Origin of the sequence: Pantoea vagans (assembly GCF_004792415.1) — a bacterium.
Taxonomy (GTDB): Bacteria; Pseudomonadota; Gammaproteobacteria; order Enterobacterales; family Enterobacteriaceae; genus Pantoea; species Pantoea vagans.
On sequence record NZ_CP038853.1, the window covers coordinates 3458898 to 3483149 of the forward strand.

At 54.0% G+C, this 24252-nt stretch carries 23 protein-coding genes and 1 pseudogene; 16 read left to right on the forward strand and 8 right to left on the reverse strand.

Translation table 11 applies throughout. From position 1 onward, the window contains the following. Nucleotides 1–9 precede the first annotated feature (9 nt). Together EGO56_RS16345 and EGO56_RS16350 are read right to left on the reverse strand one after the other, a co-directional pair. Entirely contained in the window at nucleotides 10–1032 is a 1023-nt protein-coding gene (locus tag EGO56_RS16345) for a LacI family DNA-binding transcriptional regulator (protein WP_135910199.1), read from the reverse strand. An 87-nt stretch (nucleotides 1033–1119) separates the two neighbouring features. Continuing rightward, nucleotides 1120–2508, reverse strand: a complete 1389-nt coding sequence (locus EGO56_RS16350) for an MFS transporter (protein ID WP_135910201.1) — start codon at nucleotides 2506–2508, stop codon at nucleotides 1120–1122. A gap of 580 nt (nucleotides 2509–3088) precedes the next feature. Here EGO56_RS16350 and EGO56_RS16355 point away from each other — a divergent pair. Further along, complete coding sequence (locus EGO56_RS16355) at nucleotides 3089–3643, forward strand: histidine phosphatase family protein (protein WP_135910203.1); 555 nt, start codon at nucleotides 3089–3091, stop codon at nucleotides 3641–3643. Here EGO56_RS16355 and EGO56_RS16360 read toward each other — a convergent pair. After that, entirely contained in the window at nucleotides 3625–4590 is a 966-nt protein-coding gene (locus EGO56_RS16360; RefSeq protein ID WP_135910205.1) for a beta-propeller fold lactonase family protein, read from the reverse strand. The two genes, EGO56_RS16355 and EGO56_RS16360, sit on opposite strands and share 19 nt — an antisense overlap. A 504-nt stretch (nucleotides 4591–5094) precedes the next feature. On the opposite strand from EGO56_RS16360, the gene EGO56_RS16365 reads away from it, so the two are divergent. Continuing rightward, complete coding sequence (locus EGO56_RS16365; RefSeq protein ID WP_135910207.1) at nucleotides 5095–6108, forward strand: glycosyltransferase family 32 protein; 1014 nt, start codon at nucleotides 5095–5097, stop codon at nucleotides 6106–6108. On the opposite strand, the gene EGO56_RS16370 is transcribed toward EGO56_RS16365, so the two are convergent. Then, complete coding sequence (locus EGO56_RS16370) at nucleotides 6085–7002, reverse strand: LysR substrate-binding domain-containing protein (RefSeq protein WP_135910209.1); 918 nt, start codon at nucleotides 7000–7002, stop codon at nucleotides 6085–6087. The two genes, EGO56_RS16365 and EGO56_RS16370, sit on opposite strands and share 24 nt — an antisense overlap. Nucleotides 7003–7104: 102 nt before the next feature. Here EGO56_RS16370 and EGO56_RS16375 point away from each other — a divergent pair, with 102 nt between their 5' ends. The 3 genes from EGO56_RS16375 (at nucleotide 7105) to EGO56_RS22410 (ending at nucleotide 10927) form a co-directional block, all read left to right on the forward strand. Further along, nucleotides 7105–7494, forward strand: a complete 390-nt coding sequence (locus tag EGO56_RS16375; RefSeq protein WP_098051578.1) for a tautomerase family protein — start codon at nucleotides 7105–7107, stop codon at nucleotides 7492–7494. Nucleotides 7495–7703: 209 nt separating this feature from the next. Next, entirely contained in the window at nucleotides 7704–9995 is a 2292-nt protein-coding gene (gene opgB, locus EGO56_RS16380; protein WP_135910211.1) for a phosphatidylglycerol--membrane-oligosaccharide glycerophosphotransferase, read from the forward strand. Nucleotides 9996–10213: 218 nt separating this feature from the next. Next, nucleotides 10214–10927, forward strand: a complete 714-nt coding sequence (locus tag EGO56_RS22410; RefSeq protein WP_185948865.1) for a hypothetical protein — start codon at nucleotides 10214–10216, stop codon at nucleotides 10925–10927. 13 nt (nucleotides 10928–10940) lie between these two features. On the opposite strand, the gene EGO56_RS16390 is transcribed toward EGO56_RS22410, so the two are convergent. Beyond that, nucleotides 10941–11654, reverse strand: a complete 714-nt coding sequence (locus tag EGO56_RS16390; RefSeq protein WP_135910213.1) for a GNAT family N-acetyltransferase — start codon at nucleotides 11652–11654, stop codon at nucleotides 10941–10943. A gap of 100 nt (nucleotides 11655–11754) precedes the next feature. Between EGO56_RS16390 and pdxR the strand changes: the two genes are divergently transcribed. Further along, nucleotides 11755–13203 (forward strand): MocR-like pyridoxine biosynthesis transcription factor PdxR, encoded by a 1449-nt coding sequence (gene pdxR / locus EGO56_RS16395; protein WP_135910595.1) that lies wholly within the window; start codon nucleotides 11755–11757, stop codon nucleotides 13201–13203. A 5-nt stretch (nucleotides 13204–13208) separates the two neighbouring features. On the opposite strand, the gene EGO56_RS16400 is transcribed toward pdxR, so the two are convergent. Next, nucleotides 13209–14294: a LacI family DNA-binding transcriptional regulator gene (locus tag EGO56_RS16400; protein WP_135910214.1), complete on the reverse strand. Its 1086-nt coding sequence runs from the start codon at nucleotides 14292–14294 to the stop codon at nucleotides 13209–13211. Between the two features lie 193 nt (nucleotides 14295–14487). On the opposite strand from EGO56_RS16400, the gene EGO56_RS16405 reads away from it, so the two are divergent. The 4 genes from EGO56_RS16405 (at nucleotide 14488) to EGO56_RS16420 (ending at nucleotide 18045) form a co-directional block, all read left to right on the forward strand. Then, nucleotides 14488–15300 (forward strand): ABC transporter substrate-binding protein, encoded by an 813-nt coding sequence (locus EGO56_RS16405; RefSeq protein WP_135910216.1) that lies wholly within the window; start codon nucleotides 14488–14490, stop codon nucleotides 15298–15300. 61 nt (nucleotides 15301–15361) lie between these two features. After that, entirely contained in the window at nucleotides 15362–16168 is an 807-nt protein-coding gene (locus EGO56_RS16410) for an amino acid ABC transporter permease (protein WP_033781763.1), read from the forward strand. Beyond that, a complete protein-coding gene (locus EGO56_RS16415; RefSeq protein WP_135910218.1) occupies nucleotides 16161–16913 on the forward strand; it encodes an amino acid ABC transporter ATP-binding protein in 753 nt (250 codons plus the stop codon). Before EGO56_RS16410 ends, EGO56_RS16415 begins: the two co-directional genes overlap by 8 nt. 19 nt (nucleotides 16914–16932) lie before the next feature. Beyond that, nucleotides 16933–18045 (forward strand): NAD(P)/FAD-dependent oxidoreductase, encoded by a 1113-nt coding sequence (locus tag EGO56_RS16420; protein ID WP_135910220.1) that lies wholly within the window; start codon nucleotides 16933–16935, stop codon nucleotides 18043–18045. A 45-nt stretch (nucleotides 18046–18090) separates the two neighbouring features. Here the strand turns inward: EGO56_RS16420 and EGO56_RS16425 are convergent, their stop codons facing one another. Both EGO56_RS16425 and EGO56_RS22535 read right to left on the reverse strand, forming a co-directional pair. Beyond that, nucleotides 18091–18606 (reverse strand): RcnB family protein, encoded by a 516-nt coding sequence (locus tag EGO56_RS16425; protein ID WP_061061526.1) that lies wholly within the window; start codon nucleotides 18604–18606, stop codon nucleotides 18091–18093. A 32-nt stretch (nucleotides 18607–18638) separates the two neighbouring features. Beyond that, nucleotides 18639–18896, reverse strand: a pseudogene (locus EGO56_RS22535) (hypothetical protein); the annotation flags it as partial. Nucleotides 18897–19253: 357 nt separating this feature from the next. Between EGO56_RS22535 and EGO56_RS16435 the strand changes: the two are divergent. From EGO56_RS16435 to EGO56_RS16460, 6 genes are all read left to right on the forward strand, one after another. Further along, nucleotides 19254–19922, forward strand: coding sequence for a YecA/YgfB family protein (locus EGO56_RS16435; RefSeq protein WP_135910222.1), 669 nt, complete (start codon nucleotides 19254–19256; stop codon nucleotides 19920–19922). Between the two features lie 352 nt (nucleotides 19923–20274). Continuing rightward, nucleotides 20275–20691 (forward strand): GtrA family protein, encoded by a 417-nt coding sequence (locus EGO56_RS16440; RefSeq protein WP_135910224.1) that lies wholly within the window; start codon nucleotides 20275–20277, stop codon nucleotides 20689–20691. A gap of 11 nt (nucleotides 20692–20702) precedes the next feature. Further along, the gene (locus EGO56_RS16445) at nucleotides 20703–21509 is read left to right on the forward strand and encodes a glycosyltransferase family 2 protein (protein WP_135910226.1); all 807 of its coding nucleotides are present in this window, start codon (nucleotides 20703–20705) and stop codon (nucleotides 21507–21509) included. Between the two features lie 10 nt (nucleotides 21510–21519). Next, nucleotides 21520–22389, forward strand: a complete 870-nt coding sequence (locus tag EGO56_RS16450; RefSeq protein ID WP_135910228.1) for a lysylphosphatidylglycerol synthase domain-containing protein — start codon at nucleotides 21520–21522, stop codon at nucleotides 22387–22389. A gap of 1 nt (nucleotide 22390) precedes the next feature. Beyond that, nucleotides 22391–23854 (forward strand): hypothetical protein, encoded by a 1464-nt coding sequence (locus EGO56_RS16455; RefSeq protein WP_135910230.1) that lies wholly within the window; start codon nucleotides 22391–22393, stop codon nucleotides 23852–23854. Further along, nucleotides 23847–24245 (forward strand): HAD family hydrolase, encoded by a 399-nt coding sequence (locus EGO56_RS16460; protein WP_135910231.1) that lies wholly within the window; start codon nucleotides 23847–23849, stop codon nucleotides 24243–24245. Before EGO56_RS16455 ends, EGO56_RS16460 begins: the two co-directional genes overlap by 8 nt. The last annotated feature ends 7 nt before the right edge of the window (nucleotides 24246–24252 follow it).

Here is a 24252-nt window from a genome sequence, read left to right on the forward strand (position 1 = left end):
TTTTATAAATTAACTCTGACTTTGCGGCTGACAGCCGCAGGATTCACCAATTTCAAGATAGTGTGGAAACTCCTTTAATTGCGCTTCGTTCTGTCCCTCTTTCAGCATCTGAATCGCAGAGCGTGCCATCTCACGCAGTGGCTGGCGCACGGTCGTTAATGTCGGGACATGAAACGACGAATGATCGGTCCCATTAAAGCAGACCAGTGCCACATCCTGCGGCACGCGAAGGTGATGTTCGGAAAAGGCGCGAAGCGCGCCAATCGCCTGACCTTCATTGCTGGTAAACAACGCACGAGGCACACAGCCGCGGGCGATCATGGTTTGTGCCGCATCGTAGCCGCCCTGTGGGGTGTAGCTGGCGGGGAACATCAGCGACTCATCAATCGGCAGGCCACGATCGTGCATGGCATCGCGCCAGCCCTGAATGCGATCCTGTGCGTTGAGCATATCGACCGGGCCGCTGATGATCCCCACCTGCTGATAACCGTGACTCAGCAGATGTGACGTCACCTGCCACGCGGCCTGACGCTCATTGACCCGCAGCATGTTCACGCCCGGCTGAGGCTCAACCCGCTCCAGCATCACCAGTGGCGTTCCGCTGGCTTTAATCAGGTCGATGTAAGGATGGCGATCGACGCTGTTGTAAAACAGACCATCGACCTGCCGGTTGAGCAGCCCCTGAATTAACTCCAGTTCGCGTTTGCGGTCATCACCGGCATCACCCAGCAGCATGACGTGACCGTGGTTCATCGACTCCTGCAACAACACGTGCGCCATTGACGCTACGAAGGGATTGCCGATGTTAGGCACCACCAGCCCAAACGTTTTGGTGTTACCGGAGGCCAGCGCGCGTGCTGCTGCATTGGGCCGGTAACCGGTGGCTTTAATCGCCTCCAGTACCCGCTGACGGGTCGCCTCAGCGACCGGACGAGGCCCGTTATTGATGACATAACTGACGACTGCCACTGAGGTGCCTGCCGCTTTCGCAACTTCACTGCGGGTCACTTTTCCCGTTAACGACTTAGGCACATCACGTTCCTCCATAAAAAAAACAGGCCGCTTTACACGGCCTGCTGTTTATCGCTCTCTCCTGGCAGACGGCACCTTCAGGTAAATCTAGATGGCATCTTCAGGCAGATTGAGATTCCGCCCTCGCGTCTCAGGAGCGACAAAAGTGGTAAAGAATCCAATGGCGGCCATTGCCGAGAAGTAGACCGCAATCGGCCACCAGTGACCGGTATAAGAGAGCATAGCAGCGGCAATAAGTGGCGCCGTGCCGCCGGATAAAATCGAGCCAAGCTCTTTGGCCACCGCCATTTTGGTATAGCGATGTTGAACGCCGAACATTTCCACGCCCCATGCCGCCTGCACCCCATAAATACCCAGTGACGCCAGCGCCATACCGACCACGATAACCGGGATCACCAGCATCGGTTCACGCGTGTCCAGCAGCGTAAAGGCGGGCCAGGCGTAGATCATCAGTAACAGGCAGAAGACGCGATAAACGATCCGGCGACCAAAACGATCAGAGAGCCAGCCCGCAAACGGAATAATCAGGAAACCCAGCAGTGAGGCAAGGAACACGGCCGTCGTCGGCACGGACTTATCCACCATCAGCACCTTCGCGACATAACCCACCATGAAGCCCTGAGCCAGATAAGAAGGGCCATTTTCGCCGATGCGCAAACCTATCATGGTCCAGAAAGCGCGGGTACGCTGGAAGAAAGGACGCGAGTCCACGACTGGCGTGGCCAGTACGCCTGCACGTTCCGCTTCCATCTCCGCCTTCCTGCGCTCAAATACTGGCGTTTCACGCAGGTGACGTCGAATCCATAGCGCAACAAGGGCAATCAGCGCACTGCTGAGGAAGGGAATACGCCAGCCCCACTCCAGCAGGCTCTGCTGATCCATCTGCACTACCAGCAGCCAGACCAGCGAGGCCAGCAACGTACCGCTGTTAGACCCCAGAGCAATAACGGATGAAACCAGCCCACGACGCTTAACGGGCGCATATTCACCCAGCATCACCGTGCCGCCCGATAACTCTGCGCCCGCGCCGAAACCCTGGGTAAAGCGCAGCAGCACCAGACAGGCCGGAGCCCAGACGCCAATCGCGGCATAGCTCGGTATTAAGCCGATAAAGGTGGTGGAAGCGCCCATCAGAATGATGGTGGAGATCATCACGACCCTTCGGCCTTTGCGGTCGCCCAGCCAGCCGAAAAAGAGTGCGCCGATAGGCCGGGCAACAAAGCCGACTGACCAGGTAGCAAAGCTGGAGAGCAGTGCCATCGCGGGAGTCGATTCCGGAAAGAAGACGTCGCCAAAGATGATACCGGCAGCCAGACCGTAGAGCGCGAAATCCGCGTACTCCATTGCCGTTCCGAGCCAGCATGAGAAAGTGGCGCGCCAGAAATCTTTGCGGCCTGAAGAAGTATTAAACCGCTCGTCGGCGGCTGAGGTGGAAGACAGTGATGCCTGCTGCTTAACGGAATTGTGTGCCGTCATAACCCTATCCCTGAATGAGTATGCAGATTGATAAACGCCCGTCCATGGGTCGATTCCCTGATGAAAGCGGAATTCCCCCGGTGGCGACGTTCAGTTGACTAACCATGATGAAAGGTTAAAGGATTCCCTGGTGTTGGAATCTTGTTCTTCGCCCCGTTTCGCCGATGTATTTTTCACCGGTCGCTTAAACTGAGCGAATGTAACTTAACAATCAATGGAGCCTACTGTGCATCGCACCGTGAGCAATCACTGGGGACCTAGTGTATCTACGCGCGTAGATAAATCAAGAGATCCCGACGCAAATTGTTAGTAAAACTTCACTATCACATTGCGTCATCACACATTTTCAGCGCAAATTCAGCCAGTTAACTCCACCCAATCGCACAATAAAAAATCACTCTGCACGGTAAGTTAGCATTTTCTCTAATCATTAAGCGTTATAAGCGGGGCAAAAATCCTTTCATCGGGTTCTGTTGTCGCACACCCGGATTACCTGCAGATGACACTTCATCTTTATTCTGAAAAATCGCTGCAAGCGCAGACAATGCGTTACCCTGAAAAAAAGCCTGACAGAGGTGTTATGACCATTATTCTGATGCGACACGGTAAACCTGACCACCAGGCAGCGGGTCGCCAGAGCGTGCAGGCACTGGCAGACTGGTGCGAAGCTTACGATCAGTCCGGAGTCAGTGACGGGCCGCCACCGCGCAGTATTAAGATTGCCCGTCAGGCCGCAATTATTGTCTGCAGTCCCCTGCCCCGCGCGCAATCTTCTCTGAGCCAGCTTGGCCTGCAGCCTCATGAGATTGATGCGCTCTACAGCGAAGTCGCCGTACCGCTGCTGCGAACGGGTGCCTTTCAGCTGCCGACGATCTGCTGGCTGGCCTTACTGCGGCTGTTGTGGTTCTGCGGTTATGCGGGTGAAGCGGAGTCGCTGCAACATGCGCGCAGCCGGGCCTCGGCGGCGGCAGAGAAGCTGATCGAGCACTCACGGCGTGGCACGGTGCTGCTGCTGGGCCACGGCATCATGAACAAGATGATTGCGCGAGAATTACGTAAACGCGGCTGGCAGGCAGAGAAACATGCCAGCAGCCGCCACTGGAGTTCCGCAATCTATCATCGTCCGTTTATCTGACCCATCGGAAAATAGCCCAGCACCTCACAGCCCGTTCCGACATGCGGTGTGGCAATCACTTTACGCTGCGCCAGTTCGATCACGCTCAGCGTGCCGTCATCCTGATTCGCAATCAGCAGCTGTTGCCTGTCTGGCGTGAAGCAGCCATCCATCGGCATGTTGCCCACGCTGATATCGCCCAGCGGATTCAGCAGGTCGTCAAACAGCGTTACCAGCGGTTCCTGATCGCCAATCGCCACCAGCTGTTCGCCATCGGCGCTGAAGCGAACCACCTGGCAGGGCTGCTGATGACCTGGCAGCGTAATGCGCTGGCGAATACGGTGGCTCTGTCGGTCGATCACATAGAGCAACGGCGCATCTGCTGCACTGGCGACCAGATAAGGGTGTTTTGGTGAGGCGGCGATACCCGCAATCGGACCCGGCAGCAGAATCGTATCAATCACCCGTCCCTCTGCTTCACAGAGATCCACGACGGTGATGGTCGCATCCTCTTCGTTAGCGGTGAACAGTTTGCGGCCGCTGGGTGATAGCGTCAGGCGATGCGCGTTGTGAGAAGGAATCGGGATGATCTTTTCCACTTTGTCGGTCTGCGGATCGATCACGGCTACAGCGGCGCTCTGCTCACAGCAGAGATAGACTTTGCCATCGCGGCCCAGTTGCCCGCTGTGTGGTGCTCGCAACGGCGACAGATCGATAAAGCCGCTGATCTCGCGACGCTGCAAATCAATGATCGCCACTTTGTGACCCGGATGCGGATTATTGCCATGAACGCCGTCACCATAGATGGGCACATACGCTTTACCCCAGGGTGCCAGCATCAGGAGTTCATGCGGCCGCGGTGGAAAAGCGTTCAGCTCGCGCTCGACCGCGAAGGTTTCCGGGTTAAGAAACAGGACGCGATTGCCCTGCTTATCAACCGCCAGTAAACCATAGGATTCACTCTGCATGCGCGCTCCTTTCTCAGTAAGTTCTTCTTAAGCGTAGACAATCCTCTTCAGGCTGTCCGATTCCGCACATTGTTGAGCCGGGCTTACGCCACACGTTAAGCGCAATATTCACTGTTTCTGAGGTCCGGGCCCTGAGAGAAGCCAAAGGCTTAGCATAATATTCAGACATTCCTTAGTTATGCGTTCCGCCACATTTAAATAACTGATTAACCGTGGCGATATTATTATTCCATTAAGGTGACCGGATTATTTCCGTATTATCCTAAAGTCAAAAAAAGACATAGCTAATGTGTAAATAATGTTTTATTAAAAAGGGGCAGTGCAATTAAAAAGCCGTGAGGAAACTATCGCGCGCTCCCGCACTGCGTCGCCACCAGGGAAAACTATTCATTAATTCCCGCACTCGTCGGAATTGCAGTCAATATGCAATGCCGCCCGTTCACGCCTCAGGCCCAACGGGCAGAGTCTGCACTATAGCGGGAAAATAAAAATAACAGGTGTACCATGACTTCACATCGCCAACGTCCAGCGCATAAAATCTGGCGTAACTGGAAAAGAATATCGTTCAGTAGCCAGATGTTATGGAATAAGAAACAGCAGAGCCTCTGTCAGGCACCGGAATATGATCCGGGACAGGAAGATAATGTCGTATTGATTGCTCAGCAGAAAGATCTGCCCGAGATTCCAAAGATTGTCTGGATGGTCTGGCATAACGATCAGCTGCCGACGTCAATGGCGCTGAATATCAGTAAAATCCGGCGGGACAACCCCGATCACCAGGTTTATCTGGTCACGCAGCGCACTCTGTCGCAGTGGCTGCCCGAACTCAGCTTTATCTCTTCCGATCTGACGCTGGCACATAAAAGTGAAATCATCCGGCTTGAGCTGATTCACCGCTATGGCGGTATCGGCATCGACTGCAGTACCCTGCTGTTTGAAAATCTTGCCTGGGTACATCGCGTTCACCATGCGCGACCAATGGATCTCATCGGCTACTATCGCGAGCAATCAACGCTGAACCTGCTTGCGCCGGTCACCGAGAGCTGGTTTATTGCCGCGCCGCCGCAGAATGCCTTTATTCGCGAATGGCTGAAACAGCTGGCACCGGTTAAAAACGTCGGTATCCGCAACTATTTCCATGAGCTGAAGAAGCGTGATGATTTTCCGCTGATTGTGCAGAATGTAGATAATCCGTCACGCCAGCTTCTGGCGCTGGCGCAGCAGGTCGCTATGCGCGAATACCGGCGGGCTAATCTTTATCTGCGTAAAGGTGAAGCCAGCGCCTGGTACTATCAGCGCCTGCATGCCGACAGCAGCACCGCGTTTGCGCAGTCTGTGATGTTTCAGCAGCGGCCAGAGACGCCACCACCGATTATCAAATTAACCGGCAACGAGCGACTGCATCTCGACTTCAATCTGCGACTGGGTTTGTATAACCGCAGCAGCCTGATTGGCGAGATGATGCATACCTCATCACCAGCGCTGGCATTGCCATCAACGGTCAAAGCGCGCGCGTAGCCACTGCGTAAAAGTGGTGACCGCGCGGGGCACCTGCGCCGCCCAGGGTCGGACGATCCACAGGCGGGCGGCAAAGGCCTCCACCGGCTCCCACTCAGGTAACACCTGCTGCAAAGAGCCTGCGGCCAGCGCTTCATGGGCGCTGAAGTCGGGCAGCATCGCGATTCCCAGTCCCTGCAGAGCGGCATCACGTATCGACTCACTGTTGTTAGTGGCAAAGCAGCCCTGAATCCGCACCTGCACCTCTTCGCCATCCGCTGCGGTAACAAACCGCCAGCGCGGTGATTCAACACCACGCGGATAGTAAAGGCAGTTATGCTGCATCAGATCCTGCGGCGTGTTCGGTATACCTTGTTGGTTAAGATAGGCAGGTGAGGCCACCAGCACTGTCTGCGTATCACACAGCGGCAGCGCCACATGGGTTTCCGGCAGCGTGTCACTGTGCCGGATGGCCAGATCAAACCCCTCACTGCTCAGCGACACAATGCGGTCCGTCACATCCAGCTGCAGACGCACCTGCGGATAGTCACGCAGAAACTCACCAATAATCGGCACCAGCTGCTGCCGGGCAAATGCCACCGGCGCGGTAATACGCACCAGACCACGCACTGGCCCGGCGGTATCACGCACGCTAAAAAAACTCTGTTCGATGCGGGCAAAAGGCTCGCGCAACTCCTCCACCAGCTTCTCTCCCGCTGATGTCAGTCGTACGCTGCGCGTGGTGCGCTGTACCAGCAGTACACCGGCTATCTGCTCCAGCTCTTTGATTTTCTGACTCATCGCAGCTTTGCTGACATCCAGCCGCTCCGCCGCGCGGGTAAAGCTGCCCTGCTCAGCCAGTACGGTCAGCCAGTGAAGATGATCCCACAGCGTATCCGTTTTCATCTCTTTCATTGCGATTGTTCATTATAGTGAATAATCATTTCAGGCTACGCGCTTTTTCCCGCCGGATAAAGGGGTCACCATAGGTTCATTAATCACGATGAGGAATTCACTATGCCACTGCTGCAATTCGATGTTATTCAGGGTCGTTCAGAATCAGAACTGCGTACACTGCTGGATGCGGCGCACCGTGCCGTGCTGACAGCTTTTAACGTGCCTGAACGGGATCGTTATCAGATTGTTCAGGAAAATAAGCGCTATCAGATGGTGTTTCAGGATACCGGGCTGGGATTCAGCCGCAGCGATAATCTGGTGATGGTGCGGGTTTATACCAGCCCACGCAGCCGTGAACAGAAGCAGCATTTTATGGCGGAGCTGGCGCGTGAGCTGCGTGAGCACTGTGGCGTGCAGGGCAACGATTTAATGATCAGCTTTATCACTAACGACAAAGGTGACTGGAGTTTTGCCGACGGCGAAGCGCAATACCTCACCGGCAAACTCTGAAAAACGTCCTGACTTCTGCTCTGCTGACGGTGCGCCAGCCACCGTCACGCCTGAAAACCTCACTTCTGAACCAATCTGCTCTCCACCGCACAAATCGGGCCGGATATGTTGCAGCCGGATGACAGCCAATATAGATTGTCGAAAAACCATCCCCGAAGGTGGCCGGTTGCGTGAAGCCTCGTGCAACCCTGTAGAGAGAGGATTTACCGTTGTCCGAATTGGTCTCCGTCGCGCTGTTTCTGGCCGCTATTGCAATCTATTCCTGTAAAGCCGGGCGTAACAAATTCTGGTTTATTCTTGTTCTTATCCTGCTGGTGCTTTTCGTTGTCCTGAATGCCACCCTCTATGCCAGCAACTATTTTACCGGTGACGGCATCAACGATGCGGTGCTCTATACGCTGACTAACAGCCTGACCGGCGCGGGTGTCAGTAAATATGTGGTGCCCGCGATTGGGCTGATTATTGTGCTGTTCCTGCTGTTCTGCCTGCTGTCGTGGATTCTGCGTCGGCGTAAGCGTCCGCATCACATGGGCTGGTCACTGCTGGCGGCCGCCTGCGCGCTCGGCTCGGTGCAGACCACCCCGGCCTTTCGCCAGGTCGCGACGCTCATCGTGTCGCATACCCAGATGGCGGACTCTGACTTCGACAACTTCTATAAAGTGCCGCGTAATCGCATTGAACAGCCGCGCCTTAACGTGGTTTACATCTATGGTGAAAGCTTAGAGCGCACCTATTTCGACCCCATCGCCTTTCCCGGCCTGGCGCCTGAGCTGAGCCGGCAGAAAGAGCAGAGTATCGACTTCAGCGAAACCGAACAGTTACCCGGCACCGATTACACCATTGCAGGCATGGTCGCCTCACAGTGCGGCATTCCGCTGTTTGCGCCGTTTGACGGTAATGCGTCGGCGTCGCTCTCCAGCTTCTATCCGCAGAACGTCTGTCTGGGCGACATCCTGAAAAACTCCGGCTACCAGAACTGGTTTATTCAGGGCGCCGATCTGCGTTTTGCCGGTAAAGATGTCTTCCTGAAATCGCACGGTTTCGACCCCGAAAATCTTTATGGTTCGCAGGAGCTGAAAAGCCGCGTTGCCGATCCTGCTTATCGCAATAACTGGGGTTATTACGACGATACGGTGCTGGATGAAGTCTTTGAGAAGTATCAGGAACTCTCGCAGGCCGGTAAACCTTTCGCGCTGTTTACGCTGACCGTCGATACGCATCACCCGGACGGGTTTATCTCACGCAGCTGCGATCGCAGGAGCTACAGCATTGATGGCAAACCGAATCAGTCCTTCAGCGCGGTCGCCTGCTCGCAGGAGCACGTGGCGCGGCTGATTACACGCATCAAAGCATCGCCGTGGTTTAAAAATACCGTAATTGTGGTGAGCTCCGATCATCTGGCCATGAACAACACGGCGCATCCGTGGCTGGTCAAACAGCCACGTCGCAATCTGTTCATGGTGATCCGGGGTGATAAACCGCAGGCGGAGCTGATGGAGGCGAAGCGCAGCACGCTGGATAATGGCGCGACGCTGCTGGATATTCTCGGCGGCGATAACGCGATTGGCCTGGGCCGCAGCAGCCTTTCTTCTCTTTCGCTCTCCACCCAGTTCGACGACATTAAGAGTAAGGTGGCGAGCTGGAAACCCGACATCATCCAGCTCTGGAACTTCCCGAAGAAGATAGACAGCTTCACGGTGGATCAGGCGAAGAATACCTTCAGCTTCTCAGGGACCACCTTTAAACTGCCGATTCTGTTCCGTATCAGTGATAAGCATGTTGAGCCGATGCCGGAAGGGGAATATTCAGCCCCACTGCGCTATCAGCTGGCCGATTTCGCCTCTGCTGATAAATTCCTCTGGGTGGATCGCTGTTTCAAAATGGCGCGACTCTGGCAGCCTTCGCTGGCCCTTTCCGGCGATCTCTGTGTGGCGATGGGGCAGCTGGGCGGCACGCCAACCGTGACACATGTCGACAAACCGCAGTGGAAAGGCAAAGTGCAGTTCCCGGACGGCGCTGTCAGCGAGGCACGTTACCAGCAGAACCTGGCGCAGATCCGCATTGAAGATAACAACATTCGCTATAGCGCCGACAGCTTCCGGCTTGATGTGCCTGGCGCGCCGGAAACGATTAAAAGCTTCAGCGGCATCTCACGGCCAGAGAGCTGGGGGCGCTGGTCAAACGCCAATCTCGCGCCAGAAGTGCATATCGATTATGTCGATGCACTCCCGGCTAAGTTTGATCTGGTCATTACCGCACGCGCATATGGCCCCAACGCACACCGCGCGATCCCGGTTCGGGTCGGCGATCAGCAGCAACTGCTGTCGCTGGGCGAAGAGGTATCGACGCATACCCTGCATTTCGACAACCCAGGCGCCAGCCATCAGCTGGTCATTGCCCCCCCTGAGCCGCAGCTGAGTAACACCGGCAATATTACCGGGCAGGATCCGCGCAAACTGGGCATCGGTATGGTTGAAATTAAAATCGTACCCCAGCCTTAAGACCCGTTTTTTCTTCTCCCGCCTCTGCGGATTACCGCAGAGGCGCCTCATCCTATCCCTCGCGACATGTTGCGAGGCAGCCCGTACTTCACTGCACGTTACCTGTTGTACTAATTGATATTTTCGACATGGCGCGCAAAATATAACCGACTGAGTGGTGATGCGCTTTTTGCCTGTCATGATGCGGTTATCGCCGGAGTACACAGGGAGGTGTCGTGATGACAAGCACAATGATGAGTACCCACAAAGCCTTTAAAGCGCTGCAACAGGCGGGGATCGACGATCAGCAAGCGGAGGCGATGGTGGAGGTTTTTACCGATATGCAGCAGAGGCAGCCAGGCGCACAGGTCGGGAAGCAGCTCGGTCAGATTCAGACCAAAGCCAATCATATTGACGTCCGGATCGGCCAGCTTCAGACAAAAGCTGAACAGACAGACGAGCAGCTCGGCAAGCTTACGATGAAAGTTGACCAGATGGACAATCGACTCGGCAAGCTCACGACGAAAGTAGATCAGATTGACGAGCGGCTCGGGCATCTCACCACAAAGGTTAATCAGATCGACGAGCGGCTTGGGCATCTCACCATAAAGGTTAATCAGATCGACGATCGCCTCGGGCATCTCACCACAAAGGTTAATCAGATCGACGATCGCCTCGGGCATCTCGCCACGAAGGTTAATCAGATCGACGAGCGGCTTGGCCATGTTGAAAGAAAAACCGACAAGCTGGCTATCCGTTTTAATCACCTGGAAATCAAAGTGGATAAGATGGACGCGATGCTCAGTGAAATGAATTTCCGATTAACGGGCGCTGTCGACAGCCTGAGAAATGACGTTGTGACACTGAGCACTGATATGCGCTGGATCAAACGGTTGTCTATCCTCATGACCACCACCCTGCTGGCGGCGGTCCTGAAAGATATTCTACTGTGAGCCCACTACCCGATCAGGGTCTGTCGCGCAGTGCTTCCAGCTTCTCACGCTGCTGACCCTCAGCGGTAAAGTTTTCCTCTGCCAGCCAGCGCTGCAGGCCCTTTTTTACCTGCGGCCATTCGCTGTCGATAATCGAAAACCAGCTGGTGTCACGCGAACGCCCTTTGTAGACAATTGCCTGACGGAACTCACCTTCATACCGGAAACCGAGACGGGCCGCTGCCTCACGCGACGGGGCATTGCAGCTGTCGCATTTCCATTCATAACGACGATAACCCAGCGTCTCAAACGCGTAGCGCATCAGCAGAAAATGCGCTTCCGTTGCCATGCGGGTCTGCTTCAGCCTGGGCGAAAAAGCAACGTGTCCGACTTCCATTACGCCATGTTCAGGCTGAATGCGCATTAACGACAGACTGCCCACCGCCTGCTCCGTGGCGATATCGATCACCGCAAAATGCAGTGGGTCGCGACTGCCTTCCATCTGGCTGAAATAATCCTGCCACGCCTGCCGGTCATCAAACGGTCCCATAAACATGTAAGTCCAGTCGCGTCCATCCTCAGCCAGCCCCCAGGCTTCAGACAGTGCATCACCATGCCGTGCTGCACTGAACGGCTCCAGCCGACATGACTCGCCGGTGAAAACCTGATGCTGCGGTAAAGGACGGGGTTGCCAGTCTGGTAAAGGCTGGCCGACCGGCTGACCGAATTGATTCAGATATTGTGACATATCGCCTCCCGGCTGCAGATGATATCCGCAGATTGCCACTATCATGGTGGGTTAAAAAGTACCACAATCAGGAAAAATGATAGATCCACGGGACCCGACTATGAAGCCAGAGATCTCCCCTTTGCTGCTGGCACCATTGATACCCGCCGCCGGGACCACGCTGCAGCAGCAACTTTATCAGCGGATAAAACAGGGCATTTTGCAGGGTCAGCTTGCCACTGGCGCGATGTTACCAGCTACACGGCAGCTGGCAGTTGAGCTGCAGGTATCGCGGAATACCGTGCTTAACGTCTGGACCCAGTTGCAGGCTGAGGGCTATCTGATGAGCGATCGACAGGGCAGCCGCGTCAGCTCACTGGCTTTGCCTGCCGGGCAGGCGGATGACGACACGCTAGCCAGCTGGCCGCTGGCAAAACGGATTGAGGCTTTTCACCAAAGCCAGTGGATCGACACCGGCTCATTGCCGCTGCGACCCGGCATACCGGCTCTGAATCATTTTCCGATGGCGGCCTGGCGCCGGGCGCTGAGTCAGGTAATGAGTCACCCGCCACCGTCGCTGCTCGGCTATGGCGATCCCTTTGGTGAAGCAGAACTGCGTGCCGTACTGGCGCAACAGTTGCGTATCACGCGCGGTGTACGTTGTGACCCCGGACAGATTGTGATTACTGAAGGTGTGCAGCAGGCGCTTACGCTGTGCGTCGCCCTGCTGAGTAATCCGGGCGATCATGGCTGGATTGAAGAACCGGGTTATCGTAATGCCAAATCGGCTCTGCAGGCCGGAGAACTTAACGTTGTCCCGATCCGCACCGATGACCAGGGAATGGCCCCCGAGCCGGAACACTGGAAACAGGCTCCACCCCGTCTGATTTATACCACGCCTACCCATCAGTATCCCACCGGCGTCGTCATGAGCGCGGCCCGGCGTCTGGCGCTGATTGCGGCTGCGCAGCAGCACCAAGCCTGGATTATTGAAGATGATTATGATGGCGACTTCCATTACCACGGCGAACCTGTAATGGCGATGCAGGGCATGACCGATAATGCTCCGGTTATCTATCTCGGCTCATTCAGCAAGACGCTATTCCCCGCGCTGCGCATCGGTTTTATGGTGCTGCCCGCGCCGCTGGTCAGGCGTCTGCAACCGGCACTGCATCAGATCCTGCGCGGCGGAAACCGGCTGGAACAACAGGCGCTGGCGCGTTTTATTCTCAGTGGTGATTATCGCCGCCATCTGGGCAAAATGCGTCGTCTCTATCGTCAGCGACAGGCATGGCTGCGAACCGAACTGCAACGCGCTGCAGGGCAGGCGATTCCGTTGCTGGGTGGTAACAGCGGTATGCATCTGGTGCTGCCACTCGAGCCTCATCGGGATGACGTCGCTATCACCCGCACACTGCTCCAGGCGGGCTACGCACCTACGGCTCTCTCGACCTTCTGTCTGCGCGAACCGGTGCAGCAGGGGCTGGTGATTGGCTATGGTAATTGCAGCGACACGCAAATTACCGCAGCGACGCGCCAGCTAAGTCGCCTGCTCGGCTGGCCCGGATAACCTAATCATTCCGTGCTGACAAGGCTGGCCGGCGCAGCAATCGACTGGCGAATCATCAGGCGGGCATCAAAGCGCGGCATCGGCCCGACGGCTTCGCCGCGTATCTCCGAAATCAGGCGTCGTGCGGCTTCCCGGCCCATCTCATACACCGGTTGCGCCACTACAGTCAGCGGCGGCGTGACAATCTCACTCCACGGAAAATTGTCATACATCACAAAGGAGAGATCGGCAGGGATGCGCAGTCCGCGCTGCGTGACTTCCCGCAGCAGCCACATCGCGACCACGCTGTCTGAGGCCACCAGCGCCGTAGGCGGCTGCGGACGCTGCCACAGTTCAGCCACAATACGGGCAATCTCGGTTTCATCCAGCGCGTTCACTTTCACTAGCGTTTGATCAAACGCCACGCCCGCGGCAGCAAAGGCCTGCATCATGCCGCCAACGCGCTGGGCGACCGGCGTCAGGCCAAAATCGCCTGGCGTGCTGTAGTCGGTTGCTAGCGCCATGCTGGTGACATAGGCGATATGACGATGACCGGCCTCCAGCAATCGGGTAGTCGCCTGTTTAGCGACCTCAGTGAATTCGCAGCAGATCGCTTCCACATCAAGGTCAGTCACTGCGCGATCAAATAATTTCAGCGCTCTGCCGTCTTCCAGTACCTGCGTCAGATGGCTGTTGTGCTGGTGCTCCGAACAGCATGGCGCCACGATAATGCCGTCGACCTGCTTTTCCAGCATCACCCGCACTGCATCCTGCTCAGCCTGCAGTTTCTCATCGCTGTTACTGAGCAGCAGATGGTAACCCGCCGTGCGTGCCACATCGGCCATCCCGCGCAGCGCAAGGCCAAAGTGAGGATTTTCGATATCGCCGACAATCACACCGATGGTATTAGAACGCCCGGTATTCATGCTGCGGGCCAGGGCATTCGGACGGTAGCCCAGCGCAGAGGCCGCGCTGCTGACCCGCTCCTGCACCTCATCACTGACTGCCCCATAGCCTCCCAGCGCACGCGCCGCCTGAGCTTTTGAGACGTTTGCTGCACGTGCCACATCCGCCACGGTAGGCGCTTTCGATTGTCGTTTCTGACTCGTCATAATTATTTTGAATCACAGGTTGATGACAGGAATATTGACGCCGAAAAAAGGCTGTGCTTAAACTCATTGTAACCCCTTGAGACCGGTCTCACAATGCCCACGTCTTAAGGTGCCACCTGCGTTGAGACCGGTCTCAATTATAATTGCTGGCTCAACAGTCTCTGATGTTTAAACCTGCAAAAACGGATGAGCTATGAAATCGCAAACCACCCTGGGCAAACTGCTCGGCACCACGCTCGCACTCTGTTCACTTTCGTTCTGTACGCTGGCTGCCAGCGATAATAATCCTTATGGGCTGATCGAACCGGGTCAGCTACGGGTCGCCAGCGTCGGCGACTCCAAACCTTACACCTTCACGGACGCCAGCGGTCAGTTCACCGGCTTTGACGTCGAGTTTTTCCGGGACGTCGCCCACCGTATCGGGATCGATAAGGTCGATTTTATTGGTCAGGACTTCTCGGCGATCATGCCGGCCGTGGCTAACGGTCAGTATGACGCGGCGGTGGCGGCTATCGGCATCACGCCTGCGCGGGAAAAGACGGTCGACTTTTCGATGGGGTATCTGGCGGGATTTCTCACCGTTCTCACCCGATCTGACAGCGGCGTGAAGGATGTCGCCAGCCTGGCAAAACACCGGCTCGGCGTCGTTCAGGGCACGCTGCAGGAGAGCTATGCCGTCGAACACTTCCCACAGACCGATCTGGTGCGCTTCCCGGATAACAACAGCGCCGTCTCCGCGCTCAACAACGGCACGCTCGACGCCATTTTCCTGGACTACGAGGCGGCCAAAAGCTACGCCGAACGCTTCAAACTGGTTTCTGCCGCCGACATTCCCTCGTTTGATGCACCAGCTGGCATTGCCATAGCCAAAGGCAAACCCGCCTTTAAGGCCGCGCTGGACGGGGCCATCAAAGCCGCGATGCAGGATGGCACCTGGAAACGACTTTACGAGAAGTGGTTCCCCGGATCGCCGATGCCAAAACAGTATCTGCCTGGCGGGCAATAAAGAGGCGGACGTTCGCGTCCTGAGTTAACCGGGGGAACCCCCGCCCTGCATGGAGACGGCGATGGACCTGCTCACGATTCTTTCGCGCACCTTCTTTGATTTTCCATCCATGATGGAAGTGCTGCCGCAGATGCTGACCACCGGGCTGGTCAACACGGTGATTATCTCGCTCGCAGCTACGCTGCTCGGCACGCTGTTTGGGCTGCTGCTGGCGCTGATGGGCATTTCGCCCTCACGCTGGCTGCGCCTGCCGGCCCGGCTCTATACCGATCTGTTTCGCGGGCTGCCTTCGATTCTGACCATTCTGCTGATTGGTCAGGGCCTGGCGCGCTTCAGCTATCAGCTGTTCGGTCCTACGCCCTATCCGCTGGGGATCTTCGCCCTCAGCCTGATCGCCAGCGCCTATATGGGCGAGATTTTTCGCGCCGGTATTCAGAGCGTGGAGCGCGGCCAGATGGAGGCCTGCCGGGCGCTGGGGATGAGCTATGGCCGGGCAATGCGACTGGTGGTGATCCCACAGGGGATCCGCCGCGTGCTGCCCGCCATCGTTAACCAGTTCATCGCCATCATCAAAGATTCCTCGCTGGTCTACCTGCTGGGCCTGATGACCCAGCAGCGGGAGCTGTTCCGTGTGGGTCAGGATGCCGCGGTGCTCACCGGCAACCTCTCGCCCCTGATGCTGGCCGGGCTGTTCTATCTGATCATCACGGTGCCGCTGACGCACATGGTCAACTATGTCGATGTGCGCTATCGCACCGGCCGCCGTCGCCTGACGGCACCGAAAAGCGGCTTAAAAGAGGTGGATGAAGTCAGAGCGCCCGGCGTTTCACTGGTCACGCAACCCCGAATCGGAGGCACCCATGAATAACCTGAATGGCGCGAGCTGGCATGGTGCCAGCCTGGAGCTGCGCGATCTGACGCTGGCCTATGGCCCGATTGAGGTGCTGCGTAACGTCTCGCTGCGGGTCGCGCCAGGCAGCACCACCTGCATTATCGGGCCATCCGGCTCGGGTAAATCGACGCTGCTGCGCGGCATCAATCGGCTGCATGAGCCGCAGTCCGGGGATGTCCTGCTTGCTGACCGATCGGTGCTGCACGACAAGCCTGATGCGCTGCGGCTGCGGATTGGCATGGTGTTTCAGCACTTCAACCTCTTCCCCGATCACAGCGCGCTGGAGAACGTGGCGCTGGCCCCGTGGCGGGTTAAAGGCCTGCCCAAGGCGCAGGCAATGGCGATTGCGCGTCAGCGGCTGGAAGAGGTGGGCCTGGGCCAACGTGCCGATCACCGGCCACGCGATCTCTCCGGCGGCCAGCAGCAGCGCGTCGCGATTGCCCGCGCGCTGGCGATGGATCCCGAGGTGATGCTGTTTGACGAGGCGACCTCCGCACTCGATCCCGAACTGGTGAAAGGTGTCCTGACGCTGATGGCGGCTCTCTGTCGTCGCGGCATGACGATGGTTGTGGTGACCCATGAAATGGGCTTTGCACGCAAAGTGGCAGATCAGGTGGTGTTTATGGATGAAGGCGAGATTGTTGAAGCCGGACCGCCGGGTGCCATTTTTGATGCACCGCAGTCGCCGCGACTGCAACGTTTTCTCTCTGAAGTGCTGTAACTGAGCAAGGAACCTGATAATGGCGTTAAAAATTGAATTGAAAGTGGTGGTACTGGGCGGTGGCGTGATCGGTGTCTCGACGGCGCTGGAGCTGACCAAACGGGGTGCAGCGGTGACGCTGGTGACCGAAGCTGCGCTCTGTTCCGGCGCATCGGGACGTTCACTGTCGTGGCTCAACTCAGCGGGTGAGCGCTCCCTGCCCTACCACGCGCTGCGCATGGCGGGCATTGATCGCTATCGCACCCTGTTTACTCAACATCCTGACCTCGACTGGCTGCGTTTTGATGGCGGGGTCTGCTGGTTTAAAGACGATGCAGCCGGAACCCAGGCGCGGCATGCCTATGAGAAAGCCCACGGCTACGACTCACAACTTATGACCGCGGATAACGTGGCGCAGGCAGATGCGGCCATCGATCCCGACGCGCTGCCGTCGCAGGCGATATTCAATCCCGGTGAAGGCTGGGTCAGCCTGCCGCACCTGACCGATTATCTGGTAAATCAGTTCCGGGCGCGCGGGGGTGAAGTGATAGAACACGCCGGTAAAGCCAGCGTGCTCACCGAGCAGGGCCGCGCCTGTGGCATCCGCAGTGAACAGGGTGAACTGCGGGCAGATGCGGTGGTGGTCGCGTGCGGTCCCTGGACACCAAATGTGGTTGCACCGCTTGGCGTGACGATCCCCAACGGATCGCCGGTCTCCATGCTGGTCATCACCGAACCGGGCAGCCATAAGTTGAAAGCGGTGCTGAACACGCCCCGCGCCGCTATCCGTCCCAATCCGGGTAACCGTTACGCACTGGATCATGACTGGTACGAAGAGGATATCCGGCTGCTGCCCGGCGGTGAGTACCATATTGATGAGCAGGTCGTGGCAAAGCTGGCAGACGAAGCGAGCAGGCTGTTACGGGGTGACGAGCCGCTCAGCGTTCAGAGCTGGAAGATTGGCCTGAAGCCGATTCCGGGCGATGGCGATCCGGTGCTGGGACAGCTGCAAAAGGTGCCGGGCTGTTATGTGGCGTTCACGCATTCCGGCGCAACGCTGGCGCTGATTGTCGGGGAATTACTGGCGGAAGAGATCGTAAGCGGTGAGAAGCATCCGATGCTGGCAGGCTTTAGTGCAGAGCGTTTTAGCTAAAAAAAGCCGGTCATCATGACCGGCTGATTTTATTTAGCCACGGAATCAGCCACGGAAGAAGATATCACCCGATTTACCCATGACGATTTTGCCGGTGTCATTGGTAATCAGAATGTAGTTGGCGTTGATATACGCCCAGTGGGTATTTTCCTGCGGTGCAGGCAGATTACGCTTTTGCCACTCGGTGATGGTGAAAGTTTTATCGGTGTACTTCTCTGGCACGATGTCACCGATGTTGTACTGTTTGTAGTCGATGATGATGGTGCTGAGATCGTAATTAGGGCGCGCACCATTAACCGTTGACGGCGTGTTTGGCGTGGTCGGCGTAATACCATCATTAGACTGTGAGCTGGTCGGTGCCTGGCTTTGCGCCGCACCGGCATCCGGCTGGACGCTGCCGGTATCAGGCGTCGCGGGCTGAGCATCAGGATTAGCGGGCTGGATCTGCGGCGGTGGCGGAACGGTATCCGTTGCTTCGCCAGCAGCCTGTACAGCGGGGATCAGGCTCAGCGAGCCAACCAGTAATCCCATTGATAAAAGTACACGTTGAGTCCTGCGCATAATGATTTCCACGTTGAATTTTGACAGTCAGGCTAAAGTTTACCGCACTTCAGTTCCGTTGTGCTGCTGCTATGTGCAGGGAAAACAGCGCGGTTCGCTTTACTGCACACAGGCCAGGTAACGGATCTGACCACTTTATCCTGAGTTGCCAGATCGACCAACAACGCAATGCCTGAATTGTTGCTCCAGTTAAAGCCGTTCTGCAGCACCACAATCGCATTACCGTGACGTTTGTCGTAGCCGATAAAACTGGCGTAGCCGCCGATATAGCCCACCAGCGCGGAGATCTGCGACAGGGTGACACCACCCGCCAGCAGGCAGATTAAATCGCATTGTTATCTGCTCATCCACTGGCCGATAGCGGAGATCCGTGTGAAACAGCCAGCCAAAGCCATGCTGCAGGAAACGCTGTTTTACCTCTGCCAGTCATTTATTTAACGCGCCGCAGAGCGGCGGCAGCGCCAGAACGTACCTCAGATGCGACGTGCCTGCTGTTTCATAAAGGGTGACAGAGAGGCTAAACGCGGTTTCGCTGCCAGGGAATGCCCGAACAGGGTTAGCTGTGTTGCAGCCCACAAGGGTGTACACTGCTGCGGTTTTGAGGCTTAACGCCGCGCTGAAATTTGATATGCCCGGGAGGCAACCGCATGAAAGAAGGCCCACTGTCCGAAAAAGAGCTGCAATGGCTGGAAGATATGCTGGAAAAATATGGCAGCGAAGCGTCAATTATCGATGTCTCCGAACTGGATGGCCTGCTGACTGCCGTTCTCTCCGGCCCCGTGACCGTCGAACCCAGCCAGTGGCTGGTGGCGCTGTGGGGTGGCGAGAAGCAGATTCCAAAATGGAGCAACGAGCGTGAAATGACGCGCTTTATGTCGCTGTGCTTCCAGCATATGAATGATGTGGCTGACCGCTTATCTGAATTCCCGGAGCAGTTCGAACCGCTGTTTGGCATCCGCGAGATGGAAGGTCTGGAGTTTACCGTGGTGGAAGAGTGGTGCTTCGGCTACATGCGCGGTGTCGCGCTGACCGACTGGTCTGCCCTGCCTGCCGATCTGCAGCCTGCGCTGGACGCTATCGCCCTGCACGGTGTGGAAGAGAACCTCGAAAAGATCGACGCCATGACGCCGGACGAGATGGAAGCCAGCATTGAGGCGATTCGCCCTGCTGCGCTGGCGATTCACGATCACTGGATCTCCCAGCCGGAAGCTATTCCCGTGCCACAGAAACCTGTCTCAGCAGAGAAACTGCCTGGTCGTAACGATCCCTGCCCGTGCGGCAGCGGCAAAAAGTATAAGCAGTGCTGCCTGCATTGATTGAGGATGCTGTGTTGTGAGCTGCCGGGTGAAGGGCTAGCCCGGCAGGTTTTTTCCCGTCATTCTGACCTGTCTAACCCTGCCCACGTCTTTCTCCGGTTACACCGCTCACAACTTGAACAACCACGCGCTTATCGTTAAGCGTAGCGCGGTTTTACCTCCAAACTATCTGCTATCCTTCAACTCTGAATTTCCCCACTAATCTGACAAAACAAATCTTAGATGCACACCCATTTGAGTCGATAAAAAAGGTGATTTTACGTATCTGTATGTAATAAGATCGCCAGCCTTTGGTTCGAAGTAGCCCACCTGGAGTGGATGCTGGCAATAAATTTTAGAAGGCATTACCTCTATGAAATTGTTTCTAAGCTTTGTGTTAATCTCAGGTGTTGGATGGCTTCTGGATATGCTGACTTTTACTGTCATATCACAATTTTTTGGAACTGCCCCCGCTTATGCAAACTTCATATCTTCAATGGTTGGAGTGACATATGTCTGGATCGTCGCACTCAATCGCGTGTTTAAACGACGCGGGTACGGTAAGTCGGTGTACCTTCCTGTTTATTGGGGTTATCAGGGTATATCAATATTGTCATACTCGGCATTGATTACCCAAGTTGCAACATCGAGATTCAATTTTGAAATTAGCGAACTACTTGGCATCAACTCTGGTCTGATTGCAAAAATAATTATCACAGGCCCAAATTTATTAACCAACTTCCTTTTTATGACATTGCTGACCAGGTTCATGAAACCTGAAAATCAATAACAGGCGTATTTATGAAACCAAGAATCTTAGTTTTTATACCAGCTTACCGATGCGAAGCACAAATTCGCCGTGTTATCAATCAATTTGATACTAAAGTACAGCAATGGATTGATACCGTTATAGTCATTGACAATCAGTCACCCGACAAGACTTTAGAAGTCGCTATTGAATGTGGCAAGTCAGTCTTTACGCATTGCAATTTCATTGCCTGGCGCAACGATGATAATTATGGACTTGGTGGTTCACACAAGGCAGCATTTAATTATGCAATCGAACAGAATTTCGACTACCTCGTAGTACTACATGGGGACGACCAGGCAGACATTCATGATCTGATTCCACAACTGGAAGCCGGAAATCATTTAGACGCTGACTGTTTACTCGGTGCAAGATTTATGCGTAACAGCCGTCTCAAAGGTTATTCATGGTTTCGTACCTTTGGTAATCGGGTATATAACTCTTTATTCTCTCTAGTGGCAAAACGTTCAATTTATGATTTAGGTTCAGGTCTGAATTTATATCGCATGGAAACCTTTCAGGAATTTTACCTGAAAAAGTTCCCTGACGATTTAACCTTCAATTATGTCATGCTTTTGGCAAGTTATCATCGCAAGCAAAAAGTGCGATTTTTTCCTATCTCATGGCGTGAAGAAGATCAACGTTCCAATGTCAAACTGTTTACTCAGGCATTTAAGGTACTCTGGTTATTGACGAATTATGCGTTCAAACGCGGCAGATTCTTAAACAGCGAACTACGTACGAGGTCCTTCGAGAATTACACCGGGCAGATTCGCTACCGTAACAACGAAAATAACTGATGAATCCGATATGAGTAAAAGCCTAAAAATTTATTTGTGCCTGTTATTAGCCATTGTTGTAGGGTGGCTCAGTTGCCATATATCCGACATAGCCAGTCTCGGTCATGTCACAAACTGGGCGGGTCTGCTCGGTATCACGATGCTATATCTTTGCTCGCATGTTTTCCGAATGCTTCGTTTAGTTTTATTAACACTCGACAAAAGAAAAAATGCATTTTCTCTTGTCTCGTCACACGCTTTAACCGCTCTACCCAGTAGCTTCCTGCCGTTCAAAATGGGTGAAATATTGCGTCTAATTGCATTCGTACGCGTATATGACGAACGTCAGAAGGGGATTGCAGTCTGGCTGGCTGAACGATTTGGCGATGTATTGATACTTAGTGTCTTCATTTTTAGCTTCTACCTATTAAATATTAATGTGCCACCTAAAATGCGTGTGGTTTTTATCGTTTTCGTACTGGCAAGCGGAATCGGCCTATTAGGATTATTCGCAGTAGCAAACGTATTCGTTTATCTTAATCGTCATCTGGTCCATACCAGCCTATCGAAACGCGGCCTGCTCATCCTTCGCACCAGCCATACCCTGCGTAATCTTGGGAATAATATAAATCGGTCACTAGAGGGACGTGTTTCAGGTTTCCTACTCCTGTCGGTTTTGATATGGTTATTTGAAATAATGGCCTTATCACTTTTCATAAAATTGCTTGCCATCGACGAACCAAATTTTGCAGAGCTCTTTGCCTCGGGCCTGTTGGCTAGCTTACCAACAGGTAGTCAGGACGCCTTTGGCGTTTACCAATCTCTTGCTCTAGTCATACTGACCATTGCGTTTCTGTTTGCGGTATGGCTTGCAGCACGCTTCAAAATAACGAGAATTTGATATGTCAGACATCCACTCGAAACTTATCCTCATAGTCGACGATCGTGAACTCACAAGCGGTGAAGTATGCAGCCTGGTAGGTGTCCGCAGCTATGGCGACATCATATTGAAGCGTCGACCATTATTTGAACATTTCCGGGAAGCATTACCTGAGTGGGCGAAAAAGAGGCTGGTGCGCCTGAAAAACAATGCTGACCTTACAGCATTGCGTTTGACTCTTGAGAACTGTAGCGAAGATACAGCGGCCTGTGTAATTGCTGGCCGTGCGGGCTTTTCCAAAGCTGATTCACTTACCCAGTTAATTGAACGTCTACCTTATGCAGAAGAGGACTTTACTAATACTCTTTATAAGCCCTTGATGGTATTTTGGCATAATGCCCATAAATTGGTGGATGAGTGGGAAAAGTTCACTTCTTCGCCATTACATATCTGGTCAGAGTCATGGCAAGATAGCCAGCGCCTGCAATCGTTGCAATTACTTGACCTGGGAAAAATTCGCGACTTTATATTATTCAGCAGCGGTTCAACGGCAACGCGCCACTTTAATGAGGTCATGATTGATACGTATTACTATACGAAGCGTTCGAGTGATAAGCGCAAGATGCAGGCCGAGTATATGTACTATAGTCTGGTCCCCGAGCGAATGAGACCATGGATTATTCAAACATTTAACTATAATGATGAAGGTGATTTTTCCTCTTACAAAATGCTTCGCTACTATCTTGCTGATTCTGCGCTGCAATGGGTACATGGCGCATTTGATCCAGATACCTTTGCTCCCTTTATTGAACGATTGCTATTCTTTTTTTCAGACCGGCCTAAGAAATCCTGTACTAAAGAACAGATGACTGCCCTGACCCACAGTCTATTCGTGAGCAAGCTTGAAAAACGAGTAAATGAGTTTTTGACTATGCCTGAAGGCATAAGGATCAATCAACTTGCTTCAAGTACATCACCAGAAATTGACATCACCCATCTTTTGAATCGCTATTTAAAGCTTTTTAAGAAGTTCGAAAAATCATTTTGTTTCGACTATCTTGTAGTAGGCCATGGTGATCCGTGCTTTTCCAATATTCTGTATGACCAGCAGCGCTACTTACTCAAATTAATAGATCCTAAAGGGGCTTTATCAGAAGAAGATCTATGGACTCATCCGTTGTACGACCTATGCAAAATTTCACACAGCGTATTGGGTGATTACGACTTTATCAATAACGGTCTTTATAGCGTTGGTTTTGAAGACAATAACGATTTAGTTCTTAATTTTGATCATATTAATCATTTAACTCTGAAGCCAATCTTTGTCAATCAGGTAAAAGCTATGGGTCACGATGTTCGCATCATGCGATTAGGCGAGGCCTCTCTATTTTTATCGATGCTGCCACTGCACATCGACTACCCAAATAAAGTGCTCGCTTTTATGTTAAAAGCGCGCCAAATACTCGATGAGGTTGAAAATGTTTAATCAAATTGATGATGTTGATGGTACTCTGGTTGTTGACATAGACGGCACACTCTGTGGAATTAAAACCGCAGACCAATCTTATGCGGATTTAATTCCAAGGCAGGAGATGCTTGACAAGCTGGCCGAATATCAGAGCAAAGGGTATAGAATATTATTATATACATCGAGAAATATGAATACCTATAAAAATAACATTGGTGAAATTAATAAGCATACAGCCCCAGTGTTACTCCAATGGCTGGAAAAATGGAACGTTCCTTACGATGAAATTTTATTTGGAAAACCATGGCCACGAAAACTTGGATTTTATATTGATGACCGCTCAATTCGCCCTGATGAATTTCTCAAACTGAGTGAAAATGAAATCCAAAAATTACTTGGACAGGAATAAAGGTAAG

What these genes read in the sequence shown, in the direction of transcription:
- EGO56_RS16350 (WP_135910201.1), bottom strand. Translation starts at nt 2,508, where the DNA reads ATGACGGCACACAATTCCGTTAAGCAGCAGGCATCACTGTCTTCCACC.
- EGO56_RS16355 (WP_135910203.1), top strand. Translation starts at nt 3,089, where the DNA reads ATGACCATTATTCTGATGCGACACGGTAAACCTGACCACCAGGCAGCG.
- EGO56_RS16360 (WP_135910205.1), bottom strand. Translation starts at nt 4,590, where the DNA reads ATGCAGAGTGAATCCTATGGTTTACTGGCGGTTGATAAGCAGGGCAAT.
- EGO56_RS16365 (WP_135910207.1), top strand. Translation starts at nt 5,095, where the DNA reads ATGACTTCACATCGCCAACGTCCAGCGCATAAAATCTGGCGTAACTGG.
- EGO56_RS16370 (WP_135910209.1), bottom strand. Translation starts at nt 7,002, where the DNA reads ATGAAAGAGATGAAAACGGATACGCTGTGGGATCATCTTCACTGGCTG.
- EGO56_RS16375 (WP_098051578.1), top strand. Translation starts at nt 7,105, where the DNA reads ATGCCACTGCTGCAATTCGATGTTATTCAGGGTCGTTCAGAATCAGAA.
- EGO56_RS22410 (WP_185948865.1), top strand. Translation starts at nt 10,214, where the DNA reads ATGACAAGCACAATGATGAGTACCCACAAAGCCTTTAAAGCGCTGCAA.
- EGO56_RS16390 (WP_135910213.1), bottom strand. Translation starts at nt 11,654, where the DNA reads ATGTCACAATATCTGAATCAATTCGGTCAGCCGGTCGGCCAGCCTTTA.
- pdxR (WP_135910595.1), top strand. Translation starts at nt 11,755, where the DNA reads ATGAAGCCAGAGATCTCCCCTTTGCTGCTGGCACCATTGATACCCGCC.
- EGO56_RS16400 (WP_135910214.1), bottom strand. Translation starts at nt 14,294, where the DNA reads ATGACGAGTCAGAAACGACAATCGAAAGCGCCTACCGTGGCGGATGTG.
- EGO56_RS16405 (WP_135910216.1), top strand. Translation starts at nt 14,488, where the DNA reads ATGAAATCGCAAACCACCCTGGGCAAACTGCTCGGCACCACGCTCGCA.
- EGO56_RS16410 (WP_033781763.1), top strand. Translation starts at nt 15,362, where the DNA reads ATGGACCTGCTCACGATTCTTTCGCGCACCTTCTTTGATTTTCCATCC.
- EGO56_RS16415 (WP_135910218.1), top strand. Translation starts at nt 16,161, where the DNA reads ATGAATAACCTGAATGGCGCGAGCTGGCATGGTGCCAGCCTGGAGCTG.
- EGO56_RS16420 (WP_135910220.1), top strand. Translation starts at nt 16,933, where the DNA reads ATGGCGTTAAAAATTGAATTGAAAGTGGTGGTACTGGGCGGTGGCGTG.
- EGO56_RS16425 (WP_061061526.1), bottom strand. Translation starts at nt 18,606, where the DNA reads ATGCGCAGGACTCAACGTGTACTTTTATCAATGGGATTACTGGTTGGC.
- EGO56_RS16435 (WP_135910222.1), top strand. Translation starts at nt 19,254, where the DNA reads ATGAAAGAAGGCCCACTGTCCGAAAAAGAGCTGCAATGGCTGGAAGAT.
- EGO56_RS16440 (WP_135910224.1), top strand. Translation starts at nt 20,275, where the DNA reads ATGAAATTGTTTCTAAGCTTTGTGTTAATCTCAGGTGTTGGATGGCTT.
- EGO56_RS16445 (WP_135910226.1), top strand. Translation starts at nt 20,703, where the DNA reads ATGAAACCAAGAATCTTAGTTTTTATACCAGCTTACCGATGCGAAGCA.
- EGO56_RS16450 (WP_135910228.1), top strand. Translation starts at nt 21,520, where the DNA reads ATGAGTAAAAGCCTAAAAATTTATTTGTGCCTGTTATTAGCCATTGTT.
- EGO56_RS16455 (WP_135910230.1), top strand. Translation starts at nt 22,391, where the DNA reads ATGTCAGACATCCACTCGAAACTTATCCTCATAGTCGACGATCGTGAA.
- EGO56_RS16460 (WP_135910231.1), top strand. Translation starts at nt 23,847, where the DNA reads ATGTTTAATCAAATTGATGATGTTGATGGTACTCTGGTTGTTGACATA.